Here is a 21,400-nt window from a genome sequence, read left to right on the forward strand (position 1 = left end):
CATAACTTTATTTTATATTTAACCGCAGTTTTCAATCTCCAGTTCTCCTACCAATATGAGGCCTGGCGCTTGGAAACCGCATCTGATAGGAGCACATCATGGAGTTCGATATGGTCGATAACACAGCTTTAGGTACCGTCATCAAGGTCGTCGGCGTCGGCGGTGCGGGTGGCAATGCAGTCCAACACATGATCAACAAAGGCATGTCGGGTGTGGAGTTCATTGCCGCCAACACCGACGCACAAGCCCTGTCGACATCGAAGGCCCATAACATCATCCAGATCGGCGATACGGGTCTGGGCGCCGGCATGAAGCCTGCCGTCGGCCGCCAGCTGGCCGAAGAATCGCGCACGCGCATCGCCGATTCGCTGCGCGGCGCGCACATGGTCTTCATCGCTGCCGGCATGGGCGGCGGCACGGGTACGGGCGCCGCTCCTATCGTGGCCGAAGTGGCCAAGGAACTGGGCGCGCTGACGGTGGCCGTGGTTTCCAAGCCATTCTCGTACGAAGGCCAGAAGTGCATGGACATCGCCGACGAAGGCCTGGAGCAGCTGTCCCTGCACGTCGATTCGCTGATCATCATCCTCAATGAAAAATTGGAAGAGATCTACGAAGACGAAAGCATGCTGGAATGGATGCAGCATGCCGATGATGTGCTCAACAACGCGGTGGCCGGCATTGCCGAGATCATCAACGTGCCTGGCCATATCAACGTCGACTTCAACGACGTGAAAACCATCATGGGCGAGCAGGGCAAGGCCATGATGGGCACGGCGACGGCGTCCGGCGTCGACCGCGCGCGCATCGCGGCCGAACAGGCTGTCGCTTCGCCGCTGCTCGATGGCATCGACCTGTCCGGCGCGCGCGGCGTGCTGGTCAACGTCACGGCCAGCCGCGGCCTGAAAGGCAAGGAGATCAAGGAAGTCATGGCTGCCGTGCGCGCATTTGCCGCACCGGACGCGTCGATCGCGCAAGGCATCGCCTACGACGACGCCATGGGCGACGATATCCGCGTCACCGTGGTGGCCACGGGCCTGGGCCGTGCGAAGAAAAACATCCAGCTGGTCCCGCAGCAAGTGCTGCGCACCGGTACGCACAACAGCCCGCTGACCCCATCGGCAGCGATGGGCGGCGCGCAGGCGGCGACGACCACCGTGGGCGTGGCCACGCCGGCCGCCGGTTTCGACGGCATGAAGGCGCCGGCGGTATGGCGCCGCGAGTCGGCATCGGAGCAGGTGCGCGCGATGGAGAAGAATGGCATGGAGACGTATGACATTCCAGCCTTCCTGCGTAAGCAAGCCGACTAATCACAGTGAAAAAAGCCCATGGCGGCGTTGCATAGCCTTGCCGTACAGTCGTACTGTCTTCGGCCATGCGCCTTGCCCTGAGCATTTTTCATGTGATTAGGTTTCTGGAGGTGATCTGATGTCAGCAACAATGACGGCGGCCTGAGGGCCGCCGTTTTTTTATCCATTTTCTTGATGTCGGCCTTTGCCTTTCCGGCCATTTTCTGCACAAATGCGGCAAGTCAGGCATACTATCGCGCAGTGTCGGCATCATGCCGGCAGAACCAGATCACGGGCGCTGTCCGCTCCATGCGGCGGGCAGCGTCTTCAACCGACAGTACACAAGGAGTCAACATGACCATCAAGATCGGCGACACCCTGCCAGAAGGCACCCTGGCTGAATTCATCGAAAGCGAAACCGAAGGCTGCGCACTGGGCCCGAACACGTTCAACGTGCAAGACCTGGTCAAGGGCAAGAAGATCGCCATCTTCGGCCTGCCAGGCGCCTACACCCCGACCTGCTCCGCACAGCATGTGCCAGGCTACGTCAAGCACGCTGCCGACCTGAAAGCTGCTGGCGTCGATGAAATCTGGTGCATCTCCGTCAACGACGCGTTCGTGATGGGCGCCTGGGGCCGCGATCAGAAAGCCACCGGCGTGGTGCGCATGATGGCTGACGGCAACGCCGCCTACAGCAAGGCCCTGGGCCTGGACGCCGACTTCAGCAAGTTCGGCATGGGCACGCGCTCGCAGCGCTACTCGATGCTGGTCGACAATGGCGTCGTGACGCAATTGAACATCGAGCAGGGCGGCAAGTTTGAAGTGTCGAAGGCGGAAACGCTGCTGGGCCAGTTGGCTTGATGGTCGGGGTCAGCCCCTTAGGTCTGACCCCAGCAATGGATGTAGGGTTAATGCCCAGCTAAAGCTTGCTACCAACCCAAATCAAAATCTGGGGTCGGACCCAAAGGGTCCGACCCCATTTTTATTGCACCTGCGGTTTTGTCGCCTCGAACATGGCCGCGTCGATGCTGAACGAGTAATCGTCCTGCAGCGCGAAATAGCGCCGGGCTTCGTCGGGCGCGCCGTCGAACAGGTTGCGGATGGCCGCCACCCGTTCGTCCGGGGTGCGCATGCGCGCCACCCATTCGTCGAATTGCATGGGCAGCTTCCACACGCTGCGCAAGCTGTGCGTAAAGCCCGCGTTGTCGAACTTGGCGCCCCATTCGCACGTGCGGTAGTCGCGCACGTGGGATGCGTCGCGCAGCATTTCTACCGCCTGCAAGGTGCTGTCGTACAGGGCCGTTTTCGGCGCCACGATGTCGACCACCAGCAGGGTGCCGTTCGGACGCAGCACGCGCCAGGCCTCTGCCAGCGCGGCCGCCACGTCGTTCCAGTGGTGCGCGGAAAAGCGCGTGACGACCATGTCGAAGCTGGCGTCGGCAAACGGCAGGCGGGCCACGTTGCCCTGCTGCGTGCTGATGTTGTGCAAGCCCCGCTGCGCCCTGGCGTGGTCCACCACGTCGAGCATCGGCTGGGCCAGGTCGTAGGCGACGACGGAGCGCGCCACGGGGGCCACGGCAAAGCTGGCGTGGCCGGCGCCGCAGCCCAGGTCCAGTACCGCCGGCTTGCCATGGCGGCGCGCGCATTCCTGCATCAGCACCAGGTCGACGCCCTGCGCGTGGACCGCGCTGCTCAGGTAGGCATTGGCCGTCTTGCCAAACTGTTCGGTGACAACATCGTGCTGCTGCATGGTTTTCTCCTGTGGATGGGTGAGTTCCTGCAGAATAAGGATAAAATTATCCTGTAACAAGACCATAACTTATACTGGTATATCTACTACCATGCATCCCCGTCATGTCGAGCAAACTCGCCGAATTCATCCGCGCCCGGCGCGAAGCTGTCACTCCCGCCATGGCCGGCCTGCCCGGCGGCGGGCGCCGGCGCACGCCCGGTTTGCGGCGCGAAGAGCTGGCACAACTGTGCGATGTCAGCCCCACCTGGCTGACGTGGCTGGAGCAGGGGCGGCCCGTGTCCGCATCGGCCAAGATGCTGGCGCGCCTGGCCCAGGTGCTGCAGCTGAGCGCGGCCGAGCGCGCCTATCTGTTCGAAGTGGCCGACAAGCATGACCCCAGCCATGGCACGGGCGAGGGCGGGGGACCTGCAGCGGCCGAACTGGCCGCCATCGTCGCCGCCATCGACGCGCCCGCGTATATCCTGGACCGCGCATGGAATGCGGTGGCGTGGAATGGCGCCGCCGCCGCCCTGTTCGCGGGCTGGCTGCATGCGGAAGCGGCCGCGCCGAACCAGCTGCGCTTCATGTTCCTGGAACCGGGCGCGCGCGAACTGGTCGTCGGCTGGCCCGAGCGGGCGCAGCGGCTGGTGGCGGAGTTCCGCGCCGATATCGGGCGCCACGCGGACCAGATGCCGCTGGCCGGCCTGATCGCGGAGCTGGCCGGGGCCAGCGCGCCATTTCGTCTATGGTGGGATGCGCAGCAGGTGCAGGGCCGCGACGGGGGCTTGCGCCGTTTCCAGCATCCGCAGCAAGGCTTGCTGGCGTTCAACCAGGTAACCCTGCACCTGGCGCGCCAGCACGACTTGAAACTGGTGATGCTGCTGCCCGTATAGTTGCCCCTTTGAAAATGTAAAACGGCGGCGCTTGCTATAATCGGGCTGACCGCCTGGCCCTGTCTTTCCCGGCCATGCTGTCCTGGCTCCGGCCGTCGCCATGATGACGGTCCCGCTCTTTTGCCAGGAGTCTGTCCTGATACCCCGCAATCCCAACCTGCGCAGCATCTATGTGATGCTGGTCGCGGTCGCCATGTTTTCCCTGATGGACACGGCCATGAAGCTGCTGTCCGCCCATTATCCCGCCATGCAGGTGACGGCCTTGCGCGCCTTGTCGTCGTTGCCGCTGGTGTGCCTGTACCTGCTGTACCGGGGCGCCTTCAAGAACGTGATGCGGGTGCGCTGGCCGCTGCACCTGCTGCGCGGCGCGCTGGGCGTGATGATGATCACCCTGTTCGCCTATGGCTTGAAGCGCATGTCGCTGGCCGAGGCGTATTCGCTGTTTTTCGTCGCCCCCTTGCTGATCACGGTCCTGTCGGTGTTTATCCTGAAGGAACGCGTCGACGTGGCGCGCTGGTGCGCCATTGCCGTGGGTCTCCTGGGCGTGCTGGTGGCGCTGCGTCCCGACGGTTCGGGATTCTTTTCGCTGGCCGGGCTGGCCGTGCTGGGTTCGGCCGCCTGCTACGCCATTTCCGCCGTCACGGGCCGCATCCTCAGTCGCACGGACGCCAGCGAAAGCATGGTCTTCTGGCTGATGGTGATGATGGCCATCGGCGGCGTGGCCCTGTCGGCGCACGAATGGGTGAGCATCCGCCGCGAAGACTGGTGGCTGCTGGCGGGCCTGTCCGTCAGCGGCTTCCTGGGGCAATTGGCCATCACGGAGGCGTTTCGCCATGGCAAGGCGTCCAGCGTGGCGCCGTTCGAATACTCTGCGCTGGCCTGGGGCATGGCCCTGGACTGGCTGCTGTGGCGCGCCTTGCCCGACCACTACACCCTGATCGGCGCGGCCATCATCATCGGCAGCGGCATTTACCTGGTGCGCCGCGAAGCCGTGCATGCGGAAAGCGAACATCCCTGACGGCCCATTGTGGTTTTTATGGCGTGGACCATGCCGCGTCGCAACGAAAATCGCGCAACTGGATATAATCGACAGATGTTAAAACAACGCACTATCAAACAACTGGTCCGCACCATCGGTGTCGGTTTGCACTCTGGCACCAAGGTGGAGCTGACCTTGCGTCCTGCCGCGATCGACACGGGCATCGTGTTTCGCCGCATCGACCTCGACCCCATTGTCGAGTTTCCCGCCAGCGCCATGGCCGTGGGCGATACGCGCATGGCTTCCGTGCTGATCAAGGACGGCGCCCGCGTCTCCACGGTGGAACACCTGATGTCGGCGGCAGCCGGCCTGGGCGTGGACAATATGTACATCGACGTGAATGCGGAAGAAATTCCCATCATGGACGGGTCCGCCTCGTCCTTCGTCTACCTGCTGCAGCAGGCGGGAGTGGAAGAGCAGGAAGCGCCGAAGAAGTTCATCAAGGTCATCAAGCCCGTGGAAGTGCGTCACGGCAAGGGCGACGCGGAGAAATGGGCGCGCCTGTCGCCGTACGACGGTTTCAAGCTCGACTTCTTCATCGAATTCAATCATCCGGCCGTCGATGGCACGATGCAGCGCGCCTCCGTCGACTTCGGCGACGTGTCGTATGTGCACGACGTGGCGCGCGCGCGCACGTTCGGCTTCATGCAGGACGTGGAAAGCTTGCGCGGCATGGGCCTGGCGCGTGGCGGTTCGCTGGAAAACGCCATCGTCATGGACGAGTACCGCATCCTCAACGCGGACGGCTTGCGCTATGAAGACGAGTTCGTTCGCCACAAGATCCTCGATGCCATCGGCGACCTGTATCTGGTGGGCCACCCCTTGCTCGCGTATTACACGGCGCACAAGTCGGGCCATGCGCTGAACAACCAGCTGCTGCTGGCGCTGCTGGAGCAGCCGGATGCGTATGAAATCGTCTCGTTTGCCACCAACGAGGCGGCGCCGCAGTCCTACCTGCGGCAGATGGAACGCGAGTGGTCGCTGACCTGATCTGAGCGACACCTCATTAAACCTACGGCGCGTCGGTATAGGCGGCCTGCGATGCTCACCGGCTCGGCGCCCCCGTACTTCGTACGGTTGCGCTTCTTAGTCACCTCTTCCTTCCGCTCGCTACGGTTTTCTGAGGTGTCAACATGTCGTCGGACAGTCTTAATCTTTTGGTTCGCGGTGGTGGCGCACTAAACTGCGCAGCGCCGCGATCAACTGCTCGTTCTGCTTCGATGGGGGCAGGGCCGTGCTCAGCTCTTCCAGGGCCGTCATGGCTTTTTCCGGCAAGACCAGCGCCCGCGTATGCACGATGGGCGCGATGCTCTTGATCACTTGCACTTTCAGCTTGATGCCTGAAATCTGCCAGCCTTTCCTTTCCAGTTCCCCTTGCAGTTTCGGCAATTGCTGCTTGAGCTTGGCCGCCAGCGCCGCATTCGGCGTGGCCAGCACCAGCTGGCCGCTTTCGAATTGCAGGATGTCGCAATGTTCGAACATGGCCGGCAAGGCCTTGGCGCAATCCTTTTGCAGGGCGGCCAGGCGCGTGACGGTGGGCATCAAGGATGCCATCGTCGCGTTTCCGCGAAGAAAGTCGGTTGCGCCCGTGACGGCCGGGCCTGAACGGGCAAAGCCGTAGCCGCGGCGCGGCGCCGGAGAATAAGTGGGAGTTCGCATGGCCGAAACATAGCACACTCGCCCGCGCATGACGAGTGCGGCGGCGGGTGCGGCGCGGGCGCGGGCAGCGTATTGCCTTACAGTATGGAAAATGTCCGCATTTTCTGCCATTTGTTTGTCATTAAGCTATTGTTATATGGCGCATTACCCCAACCATGTCGGGAACGCATGATAAAATCATCGTCTTTTGCCATAGTCGAACTCCGTGCGGTCACGCGATTGTTACCTCGTCGTCACCTACCGAGCTTTTTTTAACGGCGTTTTTTCAAGAATTCAAGCATGTCATTACTGACCCAGATTTTCGGTAGCCGCAACCAGCGGCTGCTCAAGCAATACCAAAAAACGGTACGCGAGATCAATGCGCTCGAGCCGGCCATCGAAAAGCTGTCGGATGCCGAGCTGCAAGCGAAGACGCCTGCCTTCAAGGAACGCATCGCCGCCGGCGAATCGCTCGATGCCTTGTTGCCGGAAGCCTTTGCCGTCTGTCGCGAGGCCAGCAAGCGCGTCCTGCGCATGCGCCACTTCGATGTGCAGATGATCGGTGGCATGGTCTTGCATTTTGGCAAGATCGCGGAGATGGGCACGGGCGAGGGCAAGACCCTGATGGCAACTTTGCCCGCCTACCTGAATGCCTTGTCGGGCAAGGGCGTGCATATCGTCACCGTCAATGATTACCTGGCGCAGCGCGATGCCGAGACCATGGGCCGCCTGTATGCATGGCTGGGTTTGTCGACCGGCGTGAACATGTCGCAGATGGAACACAGCGCCAAGCAGCAGGCGTACAACTCCGACATCACGTATGGCACGAATAACGAATTCGGTTTCGACTTCCTGCGCGACAACATGGTCTACGAAGCGCGCGAGCGCGTGCAGCGCAGCCTGAACTTCGGCATCGTCGATGAAGTCGACTCGATCCTGATCGATGAAGCGCGTACGCCGCTGATCATTTCGGGCCAGGCCGAGAACCATACGGACCTGTATCACAAGATCAATGCAGTGCCTGCGCGCCTGACGTTGCAGATCGGCGAAGAAACGCCGGACGGCAAGGGCAAGGTTGACGTGCCGGGCGACTACACCAAGGATGAAAAAGCGCACCAGGTGCTGCTGACGGAAGCGGGCCACGAAAAGGCCGAAGGCATCCTGATGGAGATGGGCCTGCTGCCGGAAGGCGCCTCGCTGTACGATTCGGCCAACATCACCCTCGTGCACCACCTGTATGCGGCCTTGCGCGCGCATGCGCTGTACTTCAAGGATCAGCACTATGTGGTGCAGAACAATGAAGTGGTGATCGTCGATGAATTCACGGGCCGTCTGATGACGGGTCGCCGCTGGTCCGATGGCTTGCACCAGGCCGTCGAAGCGAAAGAAGGCGTCAAGATCCAGAACGAGAACCAGACCCTGGCCTCGATCACCTTCCAGAACTACTTCCGCATGTACGCCAAGCTGGCCGGCATGACGGGTACGGCCGATACGGAAGCGTACGAATTCCAGGAGATCTATGGCCTGGAAACGGTCGTGATTCCGCAAAACCGTCCGTTGCAGCGCAAGGACCGCCAGGACCAGGTCTACAAGTCGTCGGCGGAAAAATACAACGCGATGCTGAACGACATCCGCGACTGCTACGAGCGCGGCCAGCCCGTGCTGGTGGGCACGACCTCGATCGAGAACTCGGAACTGCTGTCGGGCATCCTGACCAAGGCCGGTTTGCCGCACAACGTGCTGAACGCGAAGCAGCATGCGCGCGAAGCGGAAATCATCGCCCAGGCAGGCCGTCCGAAAGCCATCACCATCGCCACCAACATGGCCGGTCGCGGTACGGACATCGTGTTGGGCGGTAACGTCGAAAACCAGATCAAGTTCATCGAAGCCAATCCTGAACTGAGCGACGCCGACAAGGCCGCCCAGTCGCAGACCTTGCGCGATGAATGGCAATCCCTGCACGACCATGTGGTCAATGCGGGCGGCTTGCACATCATCGGCACCGAACGCCACGAATCGCGCCGCGTCGACAATCAGCTGCGCGGCCGTGCCGGCCGCCAGGGCGATCCCGGCTCGTCGCGCTTCTACCTGTCGCTCGACGACGCGCTGCTGCGCATCTTCGCCGGCGACCGCGTGCGCGCCGTGATGGACCGCCTGAAAATGCCGGAAGGCGAGCCGATCGAAGCGGGCATCGTCTCGCGGTCGATCGAATCGGCCCAGCGCAAGGTCGAAGCGCGCAACTTCGACATCCGCAAGCAATTGCTGGAATACGATGACGTCGCCAACGACCAGCGCAAGGTGATCTACCAGCAGCGTAACGAGCTGCTGGAAACGACCGATATTTCCGAAATGATCGGCTCGCTGCGCCATGGCGTGTTTACCGACCTGGTGCACGAGTACGTGCCGCATGAATCGGTGGAAGAGCAGTGGGATATCAAGGGCCTGGAAAACACCCTGGCCAGCGAATGGCAGCTCGACTTGCCGCTGCAGCAGATGCTGGAAGCCGATTCGACCCTGACGGACGAAGAGATCCTGGAAAAAGTGCTGGCCGCGGCCGATGCCGTGTACCAGTCGAAGATCGATATCGTCGGCAAGGAATCGTTTGGCGGCTTCGAACGCAACGTCATGCTGCAAAGCGTCGACAGCCACTGGCGCGAACATCTGGCGGCGCTCGACCACCTGCGCCAGGGTATCCACCTGCGCGGCTATGCGCAGAAGAACCCGAAACAGGAATACAAGCGCGAAGCGTTTGAACTGTTTGGCCAGATGCTCGACATGATCAAGAACGACGTCACGAAGCACGTGATGACGGTGCGTATCCAGTCGCGCGAAGAAGTCGATGCGGCCGAACAGGCGATGCAGCAGTCGCACGTGGAAAACGTGCACTACCAGCACGCCGAATTCGACCCGAACGCGGCGCCGGAAGAACTGCTGGCGCCTACGGCCGGCGGCAACATGGACAACGTCGACGACATGAGCGTGAGCATGGGCGTCAAAGTGGGCCGTAACGACCCATGCCCTTGCGGCAGCGGCAAGAAATACAAGGCTTGCCACGGCAAGCTGGCGTAAGCCGGCTTGATCGGCACGAGAAAAACGGAGACTGCGGTCTCCGTTTTTTTTTTGCCGGCCGCGCGGGGCCGGCCGTTCAGGGGAAAGCCCAGTACTGCGGGGCCTGCGCTGGAATGCCTTTCAGGCCGCCGCGGTTCCTGGCCCGCTGTCCCGTCTTGATCAGGGTGGCGATATCGGTCAGCAGGACGCGGTTGCTGGCGAAGTAGTCATGGCCCATGAAGTTCATGATGACGGCCGAGGCGTCGACGAGTTCCATGCCGGGAATGCCGACGACGGGGCCGCGGATGTCGCCTATCCTGTCCCAGTCGGCAAAGCTGTAAGAGGCGCGGATGGCCTTGTCGTTCGCGGATGCGTAGAGGGTGGCGGAGAGCTTGAGGCTGGCAAAGCGCGGGGCGATCTGGTCGCGGAAAACGTCGGCATTGATGTCCGGCGCCGCCAGCACCACCTGCTTGAACAGGGGCAGCAGGTCGGGACGTTTTTCCAGCAGGTTGGCCAGGGCGACGGTCATCGGGCGGTTGCCCATGCTGTGGGCGATGATGTAGATATCGGTGGCCGAGGAGTGCTCTGCGAAGTCTGCCAGGAAAGCCTCCAGGTGCGCCTGCGTCCATTCGGCGGAATTCTCGTCGAACTCATAGCCGGCAAACGTGCCTTTCGATGGCCAGCTGTAGAACACGGGCAGGGCGCCGATGTCGAGGTCGACCGCCATCTGCGCCGTGCGCCGGGCGGCGTCGTCGAAGGAATTGCTGTAGCCGTGGATATAGATGAAGGCGGCCCGCCGTTCCGGGGCGGCCTGAATGCGCGCCTTGACGGTGGCGAGAAAATCCGCGCGCGACTGGCGCGTGGCGCCCTGGATCAGCACATACTTTTGCGCATCGTCGCCGGACAGGAGGGCGTACCAGGGCGGCAGCGGCATCTCGCCCGGCGCTCTTTTTTCCGGAATGCTCACCAGAACGCTGCCGTAGCTCAGGTAAGGCGCCGCGCGGTTCGGCTGCCAGCCATAGTTGTTGCTGTCCGGCTGGTATTTCCTGTCGGTGGCGTAGTACACGGCGACTTGCGTGGCGCCGGCGACGCCCCCTGCCTTGACGGCCGCGGTGGCCTTGCCTATGGCGGCTCCGCCGCCCCGCTTGCCGAGGTTGCCGAACAATCCGCCCAGGCCAGACCATGAACTGGTCCAGGGACCGGTTTGCGGCGGCCGTACCGGCTTGCCCGGCGGCGCAGGAGCGGGCGGCGGAACTTGCGCTGCGGGCGGCGCAGCATCGTTGGCCGGCGGCGTTTGCCCCTCGGCGGGGACGGGAAGGGGGCCATTGTCGGCCGGGCCGCCCGGCACCGTGCATGCCGTCAGCCAGACCGGCAGGCAAAGCAGGTACAGCAGGGACAGCAGGGACAGCAGGCAGCTGCGTCCCCGCGCGATACCATGCAGTCGACAGGATTTGCCATGCGCCATGACACTCCCTCCCCGGGCGCTTGTGCGAGACGCGTGATCGTCTGTTCCTACACCTTAGCGCCGCCAGGCGGCGCCGTTCTGATAAATCGCAAGCCTGGCCATGCTGTCTTCCGTATCGGGCTTGCCCGGGCCGGCGCGACTATTCAGTTGCCGCATGTTCAGCGGTGGCGCGAAGGCGCTACAATAGCGCTTCCATTTTCCCTCGCAGAAGAACTCATATGGCCGTCAATTCTCCCAAGCCCGTCGCCGCCGACTTGAAAGCCGTCGCCGGCATTGAAATCGGTGTTGCCGAAGCCGGCATCAAGAAACCCAACCGCAAGGATTTGCTGGTATTGAAACTGGCGCCGACGGCCACCGTGGCCGGCGTGTTCACCTTGAACCGCTTCTGCGCCGCGCCCGTGCAAATCTCGAAAGCCAACCTGGCCGCCGTGACGGCCGGCGCCGCGCCGATCCGCGCGCTGCTGGTCAATACGGGCAATGCGAACGCGGGCACGGGCGAATCGGGCCTGGCCGACGCGCAGGCCAGCTGCGCCGCGCTGGCCGAGCTGCTGGGCTGCACGCCGCAGCAGATCTTGCCGTTTTCCACGGGCGTGATCCTCGAACCCTTGCCCGTGCAGCGCCTGGTCGCCGGCTTGCCGCAAGCGGTGGCCGCGCTGACATCGGACAACTGGTTCTCGGCCGCCGAAGCCATCATGACCACGGACACGCAGCCGAAAGCGGGCTCGCGCACCGTCACCATCGGTGGCCATGCGGTGACCCTGACGGGCATCAGCAAGGGCGCCGGCATGATCAAGCCGAACATGGCCACCATGCTGGGCTTCCTCGCGTTCGACGCCACCGTGGCGCAACCGGTGCTGGACCAGTTGGTGAAACAGGCGGCCGACAAGTCGTTCAACTGCATCACCATCGATGGCGACACCTCCACCAATGACTCGTTCATGCTGGTGGCCACGGGCGCCGGCAGCCTGGTCATCGATTCCATCGACTCGCCGCATTATGCGGAACTGGCCGCCGCCGTCACCGAACTGTCTACTTTTCTCGCGCAAGCCATCGTGCGCGACGGCGAAGGCGCCACCAAGTTCATGACCGTGACCGTGGAAGACGGCCGCAACGTGGAAGAGTGCCGCAAGATCGCCTATTCCATCGCCCATTCGCCGCTGGTCAAGACGGCGTTCTTCGCCTCCGATCCGAACCTGGGCCGCATCCTGGCCGCCATCGGCTACGCGGGCGTGGACGACCTGGACGTGGGCCAGCTGAACCTGTACCTGGACGACGTGTGGGTGGCCAAGAATGGCGGCCGCAACCCCGACTACCAGGAGCAGGATGGCCAGCGCGTGATGCAGCAAAGCGAAATCACCATCCGCGTGAAACTGGCGCGCGGCGATGCCACGGCTACTTTGTGGACGTGCGACCTGTCGCATGACTACGTGTCGATCAACGCCGACTACCGCTCATGACCGGCCTCGATCAATTCCTGATCCGCGCCGAACGGGTACTGGCGCGCCTCGAGTCGATCTTGCCGCCGGCCTTGCCGGCGACGGACTGGAACAGCTTTGCCTTCCGCTGGCGCCGGCGCCAGGGCGCCGCCAGCCATCTGCAGGCGGTGGCCCATGTGTCGTCCATCGCCCTCGACGACTTGCACAACATCGGCACGCAAAAGGGGCAGATCGAGCAGAACACGCGCCAGTTCGTCAGCGGACGTCCCGCCAACAACGTGCTGTTGACGGGCGCACGGGGCACGGGCAAGTCCTCGCTGATCAAGGCATGCCTGAACCAGTTCGCCGACCAAGGCCTGCGCCTGATCGAAGTGGATAAAGCCGACCTGGCCGACTTGCCCGACATCGTCGACCTGGTGGCGGCGCGCCCCGAGCGCTTCATCATCTTTTGCGACGACCTGTCGTTCGAAGAGGGCGAGAGCGGCTACAAGGCGCTGAAAGTGGCGCTCGACGGCAGCATCGCCGCGCAATCGGACAATGTGCTGATCTATGCCACCTCGAACCGCCGTCACCTGATGCCGGAACGCATGTCCGACAACAGCAGCTACAAGACGGACGACGACGGCGACCTGCATCCGGGCGAAACGGTGGAAGAGAAAATCTCGCTGTCCGAGCGCTTCGGCCTGTGGCTGTCGTTCTACCCTTTCAAGCAGGACGATTACCTCGATATCGCCGCCCATTGGCTGGCCTCGTTCGGCTGCACGCCGGAGCAGATCGCGCAGGCGCGCGGCGACGCCCTGCGCTGGGCCCTGCAGCGCGGTTCGCGTTCGGGCCGGGTGGCCTGGCAATTTGCGCGCGACTACGCGGGAAAGCTGCCGCAATGAGCGAAGTGACCTTGAAGGAAAAAATCCAGCCTGTCGATGTGGCTGTGGGCATCCTGATGAAGCCGAATGGCGACGTGCTGCTGGGCCAACGCCCGGCCGGCAAGCCGTACGACGGTTATTGGGAATTTCCTGGTGGCAAAGTCGAGCCGGGCGAGGCCATTTTGGATGCCTTGAAACGCGAGTTTGTCGAGGAACTGGGGCTGTATATCGACAGTGCCGAAGCCTGGTGCGGCGTCGAATATGTGTATCCGCACGCCCATGTGCGCCTGCATTTCTACATCAGCCGCGAGTGGCGGGGCGAGCCGCAAAGCCTGGAAGGGCAGGCGTTCGCCTGGCAGGGCACGGTCGGCGTGGAACCATTATTGCCCGCTACCATTCCCCTGCTGGAATGGCTGGATGAGGTGCGCCGGGACTCCCTGGCCGTCGCCTGACCATCCTGGCGCCAGTGCGCGGCCCGGTGCCGCGCGCTGGCGCAAGCTTGCCGCGGACTCTCCTTGTATCGCGCGCGCTTTGCGCTACAGTGCTGTAATCAAGCACTGGGGAGTTGCGCATGGCCCTGACCCTGACCTTTACCGATACCGATGAATTGCTGATTGCCGCCTTGCACAAGCGTGCGCGCGCGCATGGGCGCAGCCTCGAAGACGAACACCGCGACATCCTGCGCAACGCCCTGCGGCCGCTGCCGAAGCGCCCGCTCGACGATATTTTGCGCGGCATGCCCGACGTGGGGCTCGACACGGATTTCGAGCGCCGCTGCTGACGCGCCATGCCCGCCTGCCTGGTCGATACGGATGTGATTGTTGCTGCGCGCAAGGGTGGCGCGGCGCCGGCGGGCGTGGCCGCCTTTTTCGAGCGGGTGCCGCCGGACATGCGCTATGTGCCCGTGCAAGTGATTGCGCAATTGCGCGCGGGCATACAGTGCTGCTGGCGGCGCGAAGCGGCGCTGGAGGCACTCGCGCTGGAAGGCTGGCTGGAAGCCGTGCTGGCAGACTATGCGCCGCGGTTGCTGGAATTCGACCTCGATTGCGCGCTGGTCTGCGCCCGCCTGTGTGAGCGGGGCCATGCGCATGGCGTCGATGGGCAGATCGCGGCGATGGGGATCGCCTATGGCTTGACGGTGGTCAGTGGCAGGCTCGACAGTTTCGTGGCACAAGGGCTGCGCCTGGAAAATCCGTTTCGCTGAGAATTATTGCGGCTTGTTGTCTTCGTCCGCGAGGGGATCTTCGAACGGGTCGGCGGCCGGTATCGTGTATTTTTCCTCGGCCCAGGCACCCAGGTCGATCTGCTTGCAGCGTTCCGAGCAGAAGGGGCGGAATTTGTTGGCTTCAGTCCATTCGACTTTGGCGGCACAGGTGGGGCAGTTGACTACGGTCATGATGGGGCAAATAAGTAACAGTTAAAAATTACAGAGCGTCAGCTCGAACGGGACATCTTCTTCCAGCGGCTTGGGCTTCAAGTCGCCGCCCTGGGTGGTGAAGCGTACCCACAGCATATACTTGTTGGCGGAAATTTCCGGGATGGCGCCGCTGCTTTCGTCCAGGCTCAGGCGCAACATCTGGTACACCTTGCCTTGCAGCATTTGCTGGTAGCTGCCGCCATTGGCGATCAGTTTAACGGGTCCGCCCGAATCGCGCAGCAGGCGCAAGACGAGGGCCAGCGCATCGAACAGGGGAGCCAGGGGAGCAAACCAGGCGTGGATATCGGCCAGGCGCTGTTCCGAACTGCGTTTTTGCCAGGCAAAATACGACGGCAAGTCGAATTCGCAGGCGCCGCCCGGGATGATGGTGCGGCCGCGGATGCTCATCAGCCATTCATTGTCGCGGATATTCTGCCCCGTCTTGCCCTGCGCCGCCACCAGGGCGCCGCTGACACTGTCGAGTTCACCGAGGATGGCGTCCAGGGTTTCCGGTTCCACATTGGGATTGCTGCGGTAGCCCAGCAGGCTTTGGCGCTGGCGCTCGAGTTCCTGCAGCAGGTCGGACTTCAGGTCGGCGCGGCCGGCCACTTCGAGCATGTCGAAAATAGTTGCCAACGCGACATGGTGTTGCATTGCGTGCTCTTGCTGGATGAAGAACTTGAATTTGTCGTACAGGTCTTCCAGCCGCAACAAGGTACGTATGCGTTCGTTGAAAGGGTATTCGTAGACAATCAAAATAATTCCCTTAAGTAAGGACCTGCAAACAATCCCGTGATTTTGAACCAAGCGTCGACAAATTACAAACGTTGCGACCCGATTCCGGCCATTCTTTTTGAAAATGCCAGATATAAATCGTGCAACTGGGCAATCTGCGGCTCCAGGGCGGCCAAATCGCCATTGTTGTCGATCACATCGTCCGCCGCCGCCAGGCGCATGGCGCGCGTGGCTTGCGTGGCCATGATGGCTTTGACTTGTTCTTCCGATAAGCCATTGCGCGCCATCACGCGCGACACTTGCAGGCTTTCCAGGCAGTCGATGACCAGCACGCGGTTGACCCGCTCCACCCAGCCGCCGGACTCGACGAGCAGGGGCACGGCAAAGATCACATAGCTGCCCGTCGCTTCGGCGGCCGCCGCCAGGGTGGCCTGGCGGATGCGCGGATGCAGGATGGCTTCCAGCCTGGCCTTGGCGGCGGCGTCGGAAAACACGAGCTTGCGCATCTTGGCGCGGTCGAGTGCGCCGTGCGCATCGGCGTAGTCCGGGCCGAACTCCGCCACCAGGGCCGGCATGGCGGCACCGTCCGGCGCCGTCAGGCTGTGTGCGATCTGGTCGGTATCGACGATGGAGGCGCCGCGGGCGGCGAACAGGTCGGCTACCGTGCTCTTGCCGCAACCGATGCCGCCGGTGAGTCCCACGCTGAAGTAGGGAACGTTTTGTGTTTGCATGTGTTTATCCATAGGGGCGCAGCTTGCGCCGGTCAGCCGGCCAGGCCCAGGGTGAGCTGCGACAGGGGCGCGCGGTACAGCAGGGCGATGAGGCCCGCCGCCGCCAGGTAGGGGCCGAACGGAATCGGTTTGTCGCGACCCCGCCTGGCGAAGACGATCAGGCCGATACCCACCACGGCGCCGACCAGCGACGACAATAATATGATCGTCGGCAACATGGTCCAGCCCAGCCAGGCGCCTAGCGCCGCCAGCAATTTGAAGTCACCATAGCCCATTCCCTCCTTGCCTGTCGCCAGCTTGAAGGCCCAGTACACGCTCCACAGGGCCAGGTAGCCGGCGGCTGCGCCGATGACGGCGTCCTGCAGGGGCACGAAAGTGCCGTTGATGTTGACCAGCAAGCCCGCCCACAGCAGGGGGAAGGTCAGGTCGTCGGGCAGCATTTGCGTATCGGCATCGATGAAGGTCATGGCGATCAGCAGCCAGGCAAACACGAGCGTGGCCAGGCCCGTCCAGCCGCTGCCGAAGTGCCAGACCAGCACGGCCGACAGCGTACCCGTCAGCAATTCCACCAGTGGATAGCGCACGGAGATGGGCGCCCGGCAGGCGCTGCACTTGCCGCGCAGCAGCAGGTAGCTGATGACGGGAATGTTTTCCATGGCCGTGATGCGGTGGCCGCACGCGGTGCAGTTCGAGTGCGGCAGCATCAGGTTGTAGCGGTCCGTGTGCGGCAAGGGCAAGCCGCTTTCTTCCGCCACGTAATTGTCGGATTCGCGCTGCATCATTTTCGGCACGCGGTGGATCACCACGTTCAGGAAGCTGCCGACGATCAGGCCGATCAGGGCGGCAACAAGGGCGACGGGCAGGTTGCCGGGCGCGGCGAACAGCAGGGTATCTTGCAGCATGGTGAGTTGTCTGAGGTGAAGATTGCTGCCGCGCAAACATTGCCTGGCACTGCCGCAGTGTAAAACATCTGCCAGCGCATGGGGATGTTTTGCGCAGGGCCGGCCGTCAAATCACGGCCCCCAGCTTGAAAATCGGCAAATACAGGGCGATCACGAGGGAGCCGACCAGTACGCCCAGCACCACCATCAGCGCCGGTTCCAGCAGCGAGGCAAGGATGGCGACGGTGGCTTCGACCTCGCCTTCGATGATGTCGGCCGCGCGCGACAGCATGGCGTCGAGGGCGCCCGATTCCTCGCCGATCAGGGCCAGTTGCGTCAGCAGCGGGGGAAACACGGCGCTGTGTTCCATGGCCAGGGCCAGGCTGCCGCCGGCGCGGATTTCCCGTTCGATGCGCGTCGTCGCCTCCTGGTACAGCGGGTGGCCGGCGGCGGCGCCCACCAGGCTGAGCGAGTCGAGCAGCGGCACGCCGGCGGCGAACATGGCGGCCAGGGTGCGCGCCCAGCGGGCAATCGCCGCCTTGCGCAGGAGGGGACCGAACAGGGGCAGACGCAATGCCTGCAGCTGCGCGGTTCGCCGCAAGGCGGGCCAGCGGCGCCAGGCCAGGCGCAGCAGCACGCCGGCCAGCACCAGCGCCGCCAGCAAGGCCGACCAGTAATGCACGAAAAAGGCGGACACGCCCATGACGACCAGGGTGGGCAGGGGCAAGGGTGCGCCGAAGCTGTCATATACCTGGCGGAAAGCGGGCACGACCACGCTCATGATGATGGCCGTGACAACGATGGCCACGAGTACGATCACCAGCGGATACATCAGTGCGCCGCGCACCTGCCGCCGCAGGGCGATGGCCTTTTCCTGGTGGGTGGCCAGGCGCGCCAGCAAGTCCTGCACGATGCCGGCCTGTTCGCCTGCCGCCAGCAGGTTGCAATACAGCTCGTCGAACAGCAGGGGGAACTGGCGGAACGCCTGCTGCAGGCTGCTGCCCGCTTCGATAGCGTGGCGCAAGTCCCGCATCAGTTCCGTGACGGCGGGCTTGGCGTGCCCCTTGCCGGCGATGTCGAAGGCGTGCAGCAGCGGCACGCCGGCCGCCATCATGGTCGACATCTGGCGCGTGAACAGCGCGATATCCTTGCGCGTGATGGCCTTGCCTGGCGCGGCGCGCGCGGCCTGCACCCGGGTGGCCAGGATGCCCTGGCGCCGCAAGGCCGTGCCCGCAGTGGCGGCATCGGCGGCGCGCAGAACCCCGTCGACTGCCTTGCCATGGCGGTCCGTGCCCTTCCATGCAAACCGCCGCTCGGCCGCCATGTGCACCTCCTGCCGTCACGGTAGCAGCGTGCGGCAAAAGCACCAGCGGCGCTGGCGGCAAGCTTGATCTGGCTCAGCCCTTGGTCGTTTGCACTTCCGTCTGGACAACGGCCTGGGCCTTGATGTCGGCCGCGTCCTCTTCTTCGCTATCCGTGCCCTTGCTGATGCTCTCGCCATCGTCGCGGCGCAAGGTCCAGAAAGTCAGCGAGGACAGCACCGTCAGGGCGGCCAGGGTGAGGAAGGCGTGGTGCAGGGCGGTGCTGAGCATGGCGCGGTCCGATTGCGGCATGTCGCCCAGGTACCAGCCCGTGATCAGCGAACCGAAGGCCAGGCCAAAGCTCATCGACAGCTGCTGCATCGAACTGGCGATGGTGCTGGCCATGCTGGAGTCGGTCTTGTCGACATCGGCATACGCGATGGTGTTCATGCTGGAAAACTGCAGCGAATTGAAAAATCCCATGCACAGGCTGATGGCGACGATCACGTACAGGGGCGTGCCCGCGCTCACCTGCGAAAACATGGCGATGGTGACGCCGATCAGCACGGTGTTGACGATCAGCACCTGGCGGTAGCCGAAGCGGGCCAGCACGCGCGCGGAAATGAATTTCATGCCCATGGCGGCGGCCGCCGACGGCATCATCAGCAAGCCCGACTGCCAGGCGGGCAAGCCCAGGCCCAGCTGGTACAGCAGCGGCAGCAGGAACGGCAGGCCGCCCACGCCCAGGCGCGTGACGAAGCCGCCCACCACGGAGACGCGGAAGGTGCGGATCTTGAACAGGGTCAGGCGCAGCAGCGGGTGCAGCACTTCGCTCGAATGCCAGGCATACGCGGCCAGCAGGCTGATGGAGATGAACAGCAGCACGGCGGCCGAGGTGGCGTCGATCTTGTGTTCGCCAAAGATTTCCAGCAGCCACGACAGCAGCGCGATGCCCGTGCCGAACAGCACCAGGCCGATCAAATCCAGCGGACGGGGCTTGTCGCCGTAGTAATCGGGCATGTAGCGATGCGCCAGGTACAGCGCCGCCAGGCCGACGGGCACGTTGACGAAGAAAATCTCGCGCCATGACAGCCAGTGCACGATCAGTCCGCCCACCGTGGGGCCCAGCAGGGGGCCGATCAGGGCGGGGATGATGACGAAATTCATGGCCGCCAGCAATTGCGACTTGGGAAACGTGCGGATGATGGTCAGCCTCCCCACCGGCATCATCATGGCAGCACCCATGCCTTGCAGCAGGCGCGCGGCCACCAGCATGGGCGCATTCACGGACAGGCCGCACAGGATGGAGGCGATGGTAAAGATGGCAACGGCGGCGGAAAACACGCGCCGCGTGCCGAAGCGGTCGGCCATCCAGCCGCTGATGGGAATGCACACGGCCAGGCTGAGGATGTAGCTGGTGACGACGGCCTTGAGGCTCAGCGGCGTCACGTTGAGGCTGGCGGCCATGGCGGGAATGGCGGTGTTGACGATGGTGGAGTCGAGTTGCTCCATGAACAGGGCGGTGGCAACCACCCAGGGAAGGTAGCTTTTAATGGGGGAACTGGTCATGGATGCGAGCCTGAGGAGGAGAAACGGAGCCGACAGTACGACGAATTGTCACATAAATGGCGTGCGCGTGCCGCCCGCGCCAGCCATGTTGGCAGCGTGCCGCGGGCGTTGTCCATGGAACATTTGTTCTATGGCAATAGATTGCGGACACGGCTAGCATGGATTTTCTGGCAGTTCAGGCCTCTTCTTTCCTCGAAAGTCACACCACATGAAAAATGCATTTACCTTCCTTGTTCTGGGCGCCGCACTGTCCGCCTGCGGTGGCGGCAGCGATGGCGGCGCGCCGGAGGCGCCGGTGACACCGCCCGTCGTGGTCACGCCTCCCGTCGTCCCCGCCGACACCGTCACTGCGGCATCGGAAGCCGTGGCCAGGGACGCGGGCCTGAGCGTCATTGCCGGCACCAGCGCCGCTGAAAGCGTATATGACGTGGCGGCCGATATCGGCGACACCTGGCGTATCACGTTCGACAGCGCGAAGAAGACCTATGCCATTCGCGTCCTGTCGACGCAGTTCGGCTTGAGCGACCGCAGCGGCACGTTCAGCGCCACCACCGCCGGCAATCTCACGACCTACACGGCAACGGATTTCAGCGTCACCGTCGATGCGCGCACGCGCTTGTTGAGTGGAAATATCAAGCTGGGCAACATGGCCTCGACCGTCAGCGGCACCGGCTATGCGGTGGGCGACGTGGCCAAACTGGCCGGCAGCTACCTGTTCGTGGGCGCCATGCGCAATGCCAGGGGCGGCGGCGACCGTTTCAATCCGAAAGGCAGTGTCAGGATCGCCGCCAATGGCACGGCGCAGCTGTGCAATGGCGGCATTTTCAATGCCCAGGGCGCATGTTCGGCCGTGCCGGGCTTGCCGCAGCCGGAAAGCGCGGACCTGACCCTGGTCAAGGATGCGAAGAACGGCTTGCTCGTCGCCCGCCAGGGAGGCCAGGATTTTGGCATTGTGCACGTGCATGCGGGGGACCGGGGGCTGGCGCTGTTCATCGACCGCTATAGCCTGAATCAGGAAAACGTGCTGCGCGTGGGCAGTATCGTGGCCGCCAGACAGCAGAAGATCGGCACGGAAATCAATGGCAGCTATGCCTGCGCGGAGCAGGGCGGCACGACGGGCAGGATCGACATTGCCGGCAATGTGGCGACCGTCACGAACAATGGCACGGGCAAGGTGCACACGGAAAGCGTGACCCTGAACAAGCTGGGCACCGGCGCCCAGGCCGTCGATTTCGATGGCATCGCCGTACTCAAGGACCCGGCCGACGTGCAGGCCGATTACGCGCTGTTCATGCCCGTCTCGTCGAGCATGGCGGTGCAGTTCTCGACCGACCGGTCCTTCCTGACGACGTGCCTGAAACAGTAA

Annotated in this window: 21 protein-coding genes; 12 read left to right on the forward strand and 9 right to left on the reverse strand. The window is 63.3% G+C overall.

Features of this window, described 5'->3' with window-relative positions; all coding sequences use genetic code 11:
- The first annotated feature begins 98 nt into the window (after window positions 1-98).
- Window positions 99-1,307 carry a cell division protein FtsZ gene (gene ftsZ / locus VPH41_RS26545; RefSeq protein WP_152257673.1) on the forward strand — a complete coding sequence of 403 codons (1,209 nt, stop codon included), beginning with the start codon at window positions 99-101 and terminating at the stop codon, window positions 1,305-1,307.
- A gap of 333 nt (window positions 1,308-1,640) precedes the next feature.
- On the forward strand, window positions 1,641-2,147 hold the full coding sequence (locus tag VPH41_RS26550) for a peroxiredoxin (RefSeq protein WP_328572043.1): 507 nt from the start codon (window positions 1,641-1,643) through the stop codon (window positions 2,145-2,147).
- A 121-nt stretch (window positions 2,148-2,268) separates the two neighbouring features.
- On the opposite strand, the gene VPH41_RS26555 is transcribed toward VPH41_RS26550, so the two are convergent.
- Complete coding sequence (locus VPH41_RS26555) at window positions 2,269-3,036, reverse strand: class I SAM-dependent methyltransferase (RefSeq protein ID WP_328572044.1); 768 nt, start codon at window positions 3,034-3,036, stop codon at window positions 2,269-2,271.
- Between the two features lie 104 nt (window positions 3,037-3,140).
- Between VPH41_RS26555 and VPH41_RS26560 the strand changes: the two genes are divergently transcribed.
- The 3 genes from VPH41_RS26560 (at window position 3,141) to lpxC (ending at window position 5,940) form a co-directional block, all read left to right on the forward strand.
- On the forward strand, window positions 3,141-3,911 hold the full coding sequence (locus VPH41_RS26560) for a helix-turn-helix transcriptional regulator (RefSeq protein WP_287775580.1): 771 nt from the start codon (window positions 3,141-3,143) through the stop codon (window positions 3,909-3,911).
- 175 nt (window positions 3,912-4,086) lie between these two features.
- Window positions 4,087-4,929, forward strand: a complete 843-nt coding sequence (locus VPH41_RS26565) for a DMT family transporter (protein ID WP_287775658.1) — start codon at window positions 4,087-4,089, stop codon at window positions 4,927-4,929.
- Between the two features lie 75 nt (window positions 4,930-5,004).
- Window positions 5,005-5,940, forward strand: coding sequence for a UDP-3-O-acyl-N-acetylglucosamine deacetylase (gene lpxC, locus VPH41_RS26570; RefSeq protein WP_152283779.1), 936 nt, complete (start codon window positions 5,005-5,007; stop codon window positions 5,938-5,940).
- 159 nt (window positions 5,941-6,099) lie between these two features.
- On the opposite strand, the gene VPH41_RS26575 is transcribed toward lpxC, so the two are convergent.
- Entirely contained in the window at window positions 6,100-6,504 is a 405-nt protein-coding gene (locus tag VPH41_RS26575) for a DciA family protein (protein ID WP_328572045.1), read from the reverse strand.
- Between the two features lie 384 nt (window positions 6,505-6,888).
- Here VPH41_RS26575 and secA point away from each other — a divergent pair, with 384 nt between their 5' ends.
- Window positions 6,889-9,657 carry a preprotein translocase subunit SecA gene (gene secA / locus VPH41_RS26580; RefSeq protein WP_152283777.1) on the forward strand — a complete coding sequence of 923 codons (2,769 nt, stop codon included), beginning with the start codon at window positions 6,889-6,891 and terminating at the stop codon, window positions 9,655-9,657.
- Between the two features lie 76 nt (window positions 9,658-9,733).
- Here the strand turns inward: secA and VPH41_RS26585 are convergent, their stop codons facing one another.
- The gene (locus tag VPH41_RS26585; RefSeq protein WP_328572046.1) at window positions 9,734-11,101 is read right to left on the reverse strand and encodes an alpha/beta hydrolase; all 1,368 of its coding nucleotides are present in this window, start codon (window positions 11,099-11,101) and stop codon (window positions 9,734-9,736) included.
- A 218-nt stretch (window positions 11,102-11,319) separates the two neighbouring features.
- Here VPH41_RS26585 and argJ point away from each other — a divergent pair, with 218 nt between their 5' ends.
- The 5 genes from argJ to VPH41_RS26610 all read left to right on the forward strand — a co-directional run bounded on the left by argJ (window position 11,320) and on the right by VPH41_RS26610 (window position 14,604).
- Entirely contained in the window at window positions 11,320-12,558 is a 1,239-nt protein-coding gene (argJ, locus tag VPH41_RS26590) for a bifunctional glutamate N-acetyltransferase/amino-acid acetyltransferase ArgJ (protein WP_034784989.1), read from the forward strand.
- Entirely contained in the window at window positions 12,555-13,421 is an 867-nt protein-coding gene (locus VPH41_RS26595) for an ATP-binding protein (protein ID WP_328572047.1), read from the forward strand. The genes argJ and VPH41_RS26595 overlap by 4 nt, the downstream gene beginning before the upstream one ends.
- Window positions 13,418-13,852 carry an NUDIX domain-containing protein gene (locus VPH41_RS26600; RefSeq protein ID WP_328572048.1) on the forward strand — a complete coding sequence of 145 codons (435 nt, stop codon included), beginning with the start codon at window positions 13,418-13,420 and terminating at the stop codon, window positions 13,850-13,852. Before VPH41_RS26595 ends, VPH41_RS26600 begins: the two co-directional genes overlap by 4 nt.
- A 119-nt stretch (window positions 13,853-13,971) precedes the next feature.
- Complete coding sequence (locus tag VPH41_RS26605) at window positions 13,972-14,181, forward strand: FitA-like ribbon-helix-helix domain-containing protein (protein ID WP_152283773.1); 210 nt, start codon at window positions 13,972-13,974, stop codon at window positions 14,179-14,181.
- Between the two features lie 6 nt (window positions 14,182-14,187).
- Window positions 14,188-14,604, forward strand: a complete 417-nt coding sequence (locus VPH41_RS26610; RefSeq protein ID WP_328572049.1) for a hypothetical protein — start codon at window positions 14,188-14,190, stop codon at window positions 14,602-14,604.
- A 3-nt stretch (window positions 14,605-14,607) separates the two neighbouring features.
- Here the strand turns inward: VPH41_RS26610 and yacG are convergent, their stop codons facing one another.
- The 6 genes from yacG to VPH41_RS26640 form a co-directional block, all read right to left on the reverse strand.
- On the reverse strand, window positions 14,608-14,799 hold the full coding sequence (yacG, locus tag VPH41_RS26615; RefSeq protein ID WP_034748814.1) for a DNA gyrase inhibitor YacG: 192 nt from the start codon (window positions 14,797-14,799) through the stop codon (window positions 14,608-14,610).
- An 18-nt stretch (window positions 14,800-14,817) separates the two neighbouring features.
- Window positions 14,818-15,573, reverse strand: coding sequence for a cell division protein ZapD (gene zapD, locus VPH41_RS26620; protein WP_092803486.1), 756 nt, complete (start codon window positions 15,571-15,573; stop codon window positions 14,818-14,820).
- A 62-nt stretch (window positions 15,574-15,635) separates the two neighbouring features.
- On the reverse strand, window positions 15,636-16,283 hold the full coding sequence (gene coaE, locus VPH41_RS26625) for a dephospho-CoA kinase (protein WP_152283771.1): 648 nt from the start codon (window positions 16,281-16,283) through the stop codon (window positions 15,636-15,638).
- Window positions 16,284-16,315: 32 nt separating this feature from the next.
- Window positions 16,316-17,185: a prepilin peptidase gene (locus tag VPH41_RS26630; protein ID WP_328572050.1), complete on the reverse strand. Its 870-nt coding sequence runs from the start codon at window positions 17,183-17,185 to the stop codon at window positions 16,316-16,318.
- Between the two features lie 106 nt (window positions 17,186-17,291).
- Complete coding sequence (locus tag VPH41_RS26635) at window positions 17,292-18,488, reverse strand: type II secretion system F family protein (protein ID WP_328572051.1); 1,197 nt, start codon at window positions 18,486-18,488, stop codon at window positions 17,292-17,294.
- 73 nt (window positions 18,489-18,561) lie between these two features.
- Window positions 18,562-20,034 (reverse strand): DHA2 family efflux MFS transporter permease subunit, encoded by a 1,473-nt coding sequence (locus VPH41_RS26640; RefSeq protein WP_328572052.1) that lies wholly within the window; start codon window positions 20,032-20,034, stop codon window positions 18,562-18,564.
- Window positions 20,035-20,242: 208 nt separating this feature from the next.
- Here VPH41_RS26640 and VPH41_RS26645 point away from each other — a divergent pair, with 208 nt between their 5' ends.
- A complete protein-coding gene (locus VPH41_RS26645) occupies window positions 20,243-21,400 on the forward strand; it encodes a hypothetical protein (protein ID WP_328572053.1) in 1,158 nt (385 codons plus the stop codon).

Source organism: Janthinobacterium sp. P210006, from assembly GCF_036231885.1.
GTDB lineage: Bacteria > Pseudomonadota > Gammaproteobacteria > Burkholderiales > Burkholderiaceae_D > Janthinobacterium > Janthinobacterium violaceinigrum.

Bases quoted from the DNA above. Each gene is read 5' to 3' on its own strand.
- ftsZ (WP_152257673.1), top strand. From the start codon at position 99: ATGGAGTTCGATATGGTCGATAACACAGCTTTAGGTACCGTCATCAAG.
- VPH41_RS26550 (WP_328572043.1), top strand. From the start codon at position 1,641: ATGACCATCAAGATCGGCGACACCCTGCCAGAAGGCACCCTGGCTGAA.
- VPH41_RS26555 (WP_328572044.1), bottom strand. From the start codon at position 3,036: ATGCAGCAGCACGATGTTGTCACCGAACAGTTTGGCAAGACGGCCAAT.
- VPH41_RS26560 (WP_287775580.1), top strand. From the start codon at position 3,141: ATGTCGAGCAAACTCGCCGAATTCATCCGCGCCCGGCGCGAAGCTGTC.
- VPH41_RS26565 (WP_287775658.1), top strand. From the start codon at position 4,087: ATGCTGGTCGCGGTCGCCATGTTTTCCCTGATGGACACGGCCATGAAG.
- lpxC (WP_152283779.1), top strand. From the start codon at position 5,005: ATGTTAAAACAACGCACTATCAAACAACTGGTCCGCACCATCGGTGTC.
- VPH41_RS26575 (WP_328572045.1), bottom strand. From the start codon at position 6,504: ATGGCATCCTTGATGCCCACCGTCACGCGCCTGGCCGCCCTGCAAAAG.
- secA (WP_152283777.1), top strand. From the start codon at position 6,889: ATGTCATTACTGACCCAGATTTTCGGTAGCCGCAACCAGCGGCTGCTC.
- VPH41_RS26585 (WP_328572046.1), bottom strand. From the start codon at position 11,101: ATGGCGCATGGCAAATCCTGTCGACTGCATGGTATCGCGCGGGGACGC.
- argJ (WP_034784989.1), top strand. From the start codon at position 11,320: ATGGCCGTCAATTCTCCCAAGCCCGTCGCCGCCGACTTGAAAGCCGTC.
- VPH41_RS26595 (WP_328572047.1), top strand. From the start codon at position 12,555: ATGACCGGCCTCGATCAATTCCTGATCCGCGCCGAACGGGTACTGGCG.
- VPH41_RS26600 (WP_328572048.1), top strand. From the start codon at position 13,418: ATGAGCGAAGTGACCTTGAAGGAAAAAATCCAGCCTGTCGATGTGGCT.
- VPH41_RS26605 (WP_152283773.1), top strand. From the start codon at position 13,972: ATGGCCCTGACCCTGACCTTTACCGATACCGATGAATTGCTGATTGCC.
- VPH41_RS26610 (WP_328572049.1), top strand. From the start codon at position 14,188: ATGCCCGCCTGCCTGGTCGATACGGATGTGATTGTTGCTGCGCGCAAG.
- coaE (WP_152283771.1), bottom strand. From the start codon at position 16,283: ATGCAAACACAAAACGTTCCCTACTTCAGCGTGGGACTCACCGGCGGC.
- VPH41_RS26630 (WP_328572050.1), bottom strand. From the start codon at position 17,185: ATGCTGCAAGATACCCTGCTGTTCGCCGCGCCCGGCAACCTGCCCGTC.
- VPH41_RS26635 (WP_328572051.1), bottom strand. From the start codon at position 18,488: ATGGCGGCCGAGCGGCGGTTTGCATGGAAGGGCACGGACCGCCATGGC.
- VPH41_RS26640 (WP_328572052.1), bottom strand. From the start codon at position 20,034: ATGACCAGTTCCCCCATTAAAAGCTACCTTCCCTGGGTGGTTGCCACC.
- VPH41_RS26645 (WP_328572053.1), top strand. From the start codon at position 20,243: ATGAAAAATGCATTTACCTTCCTTGTTCTGGGCGCCGCACTGTCCGCC.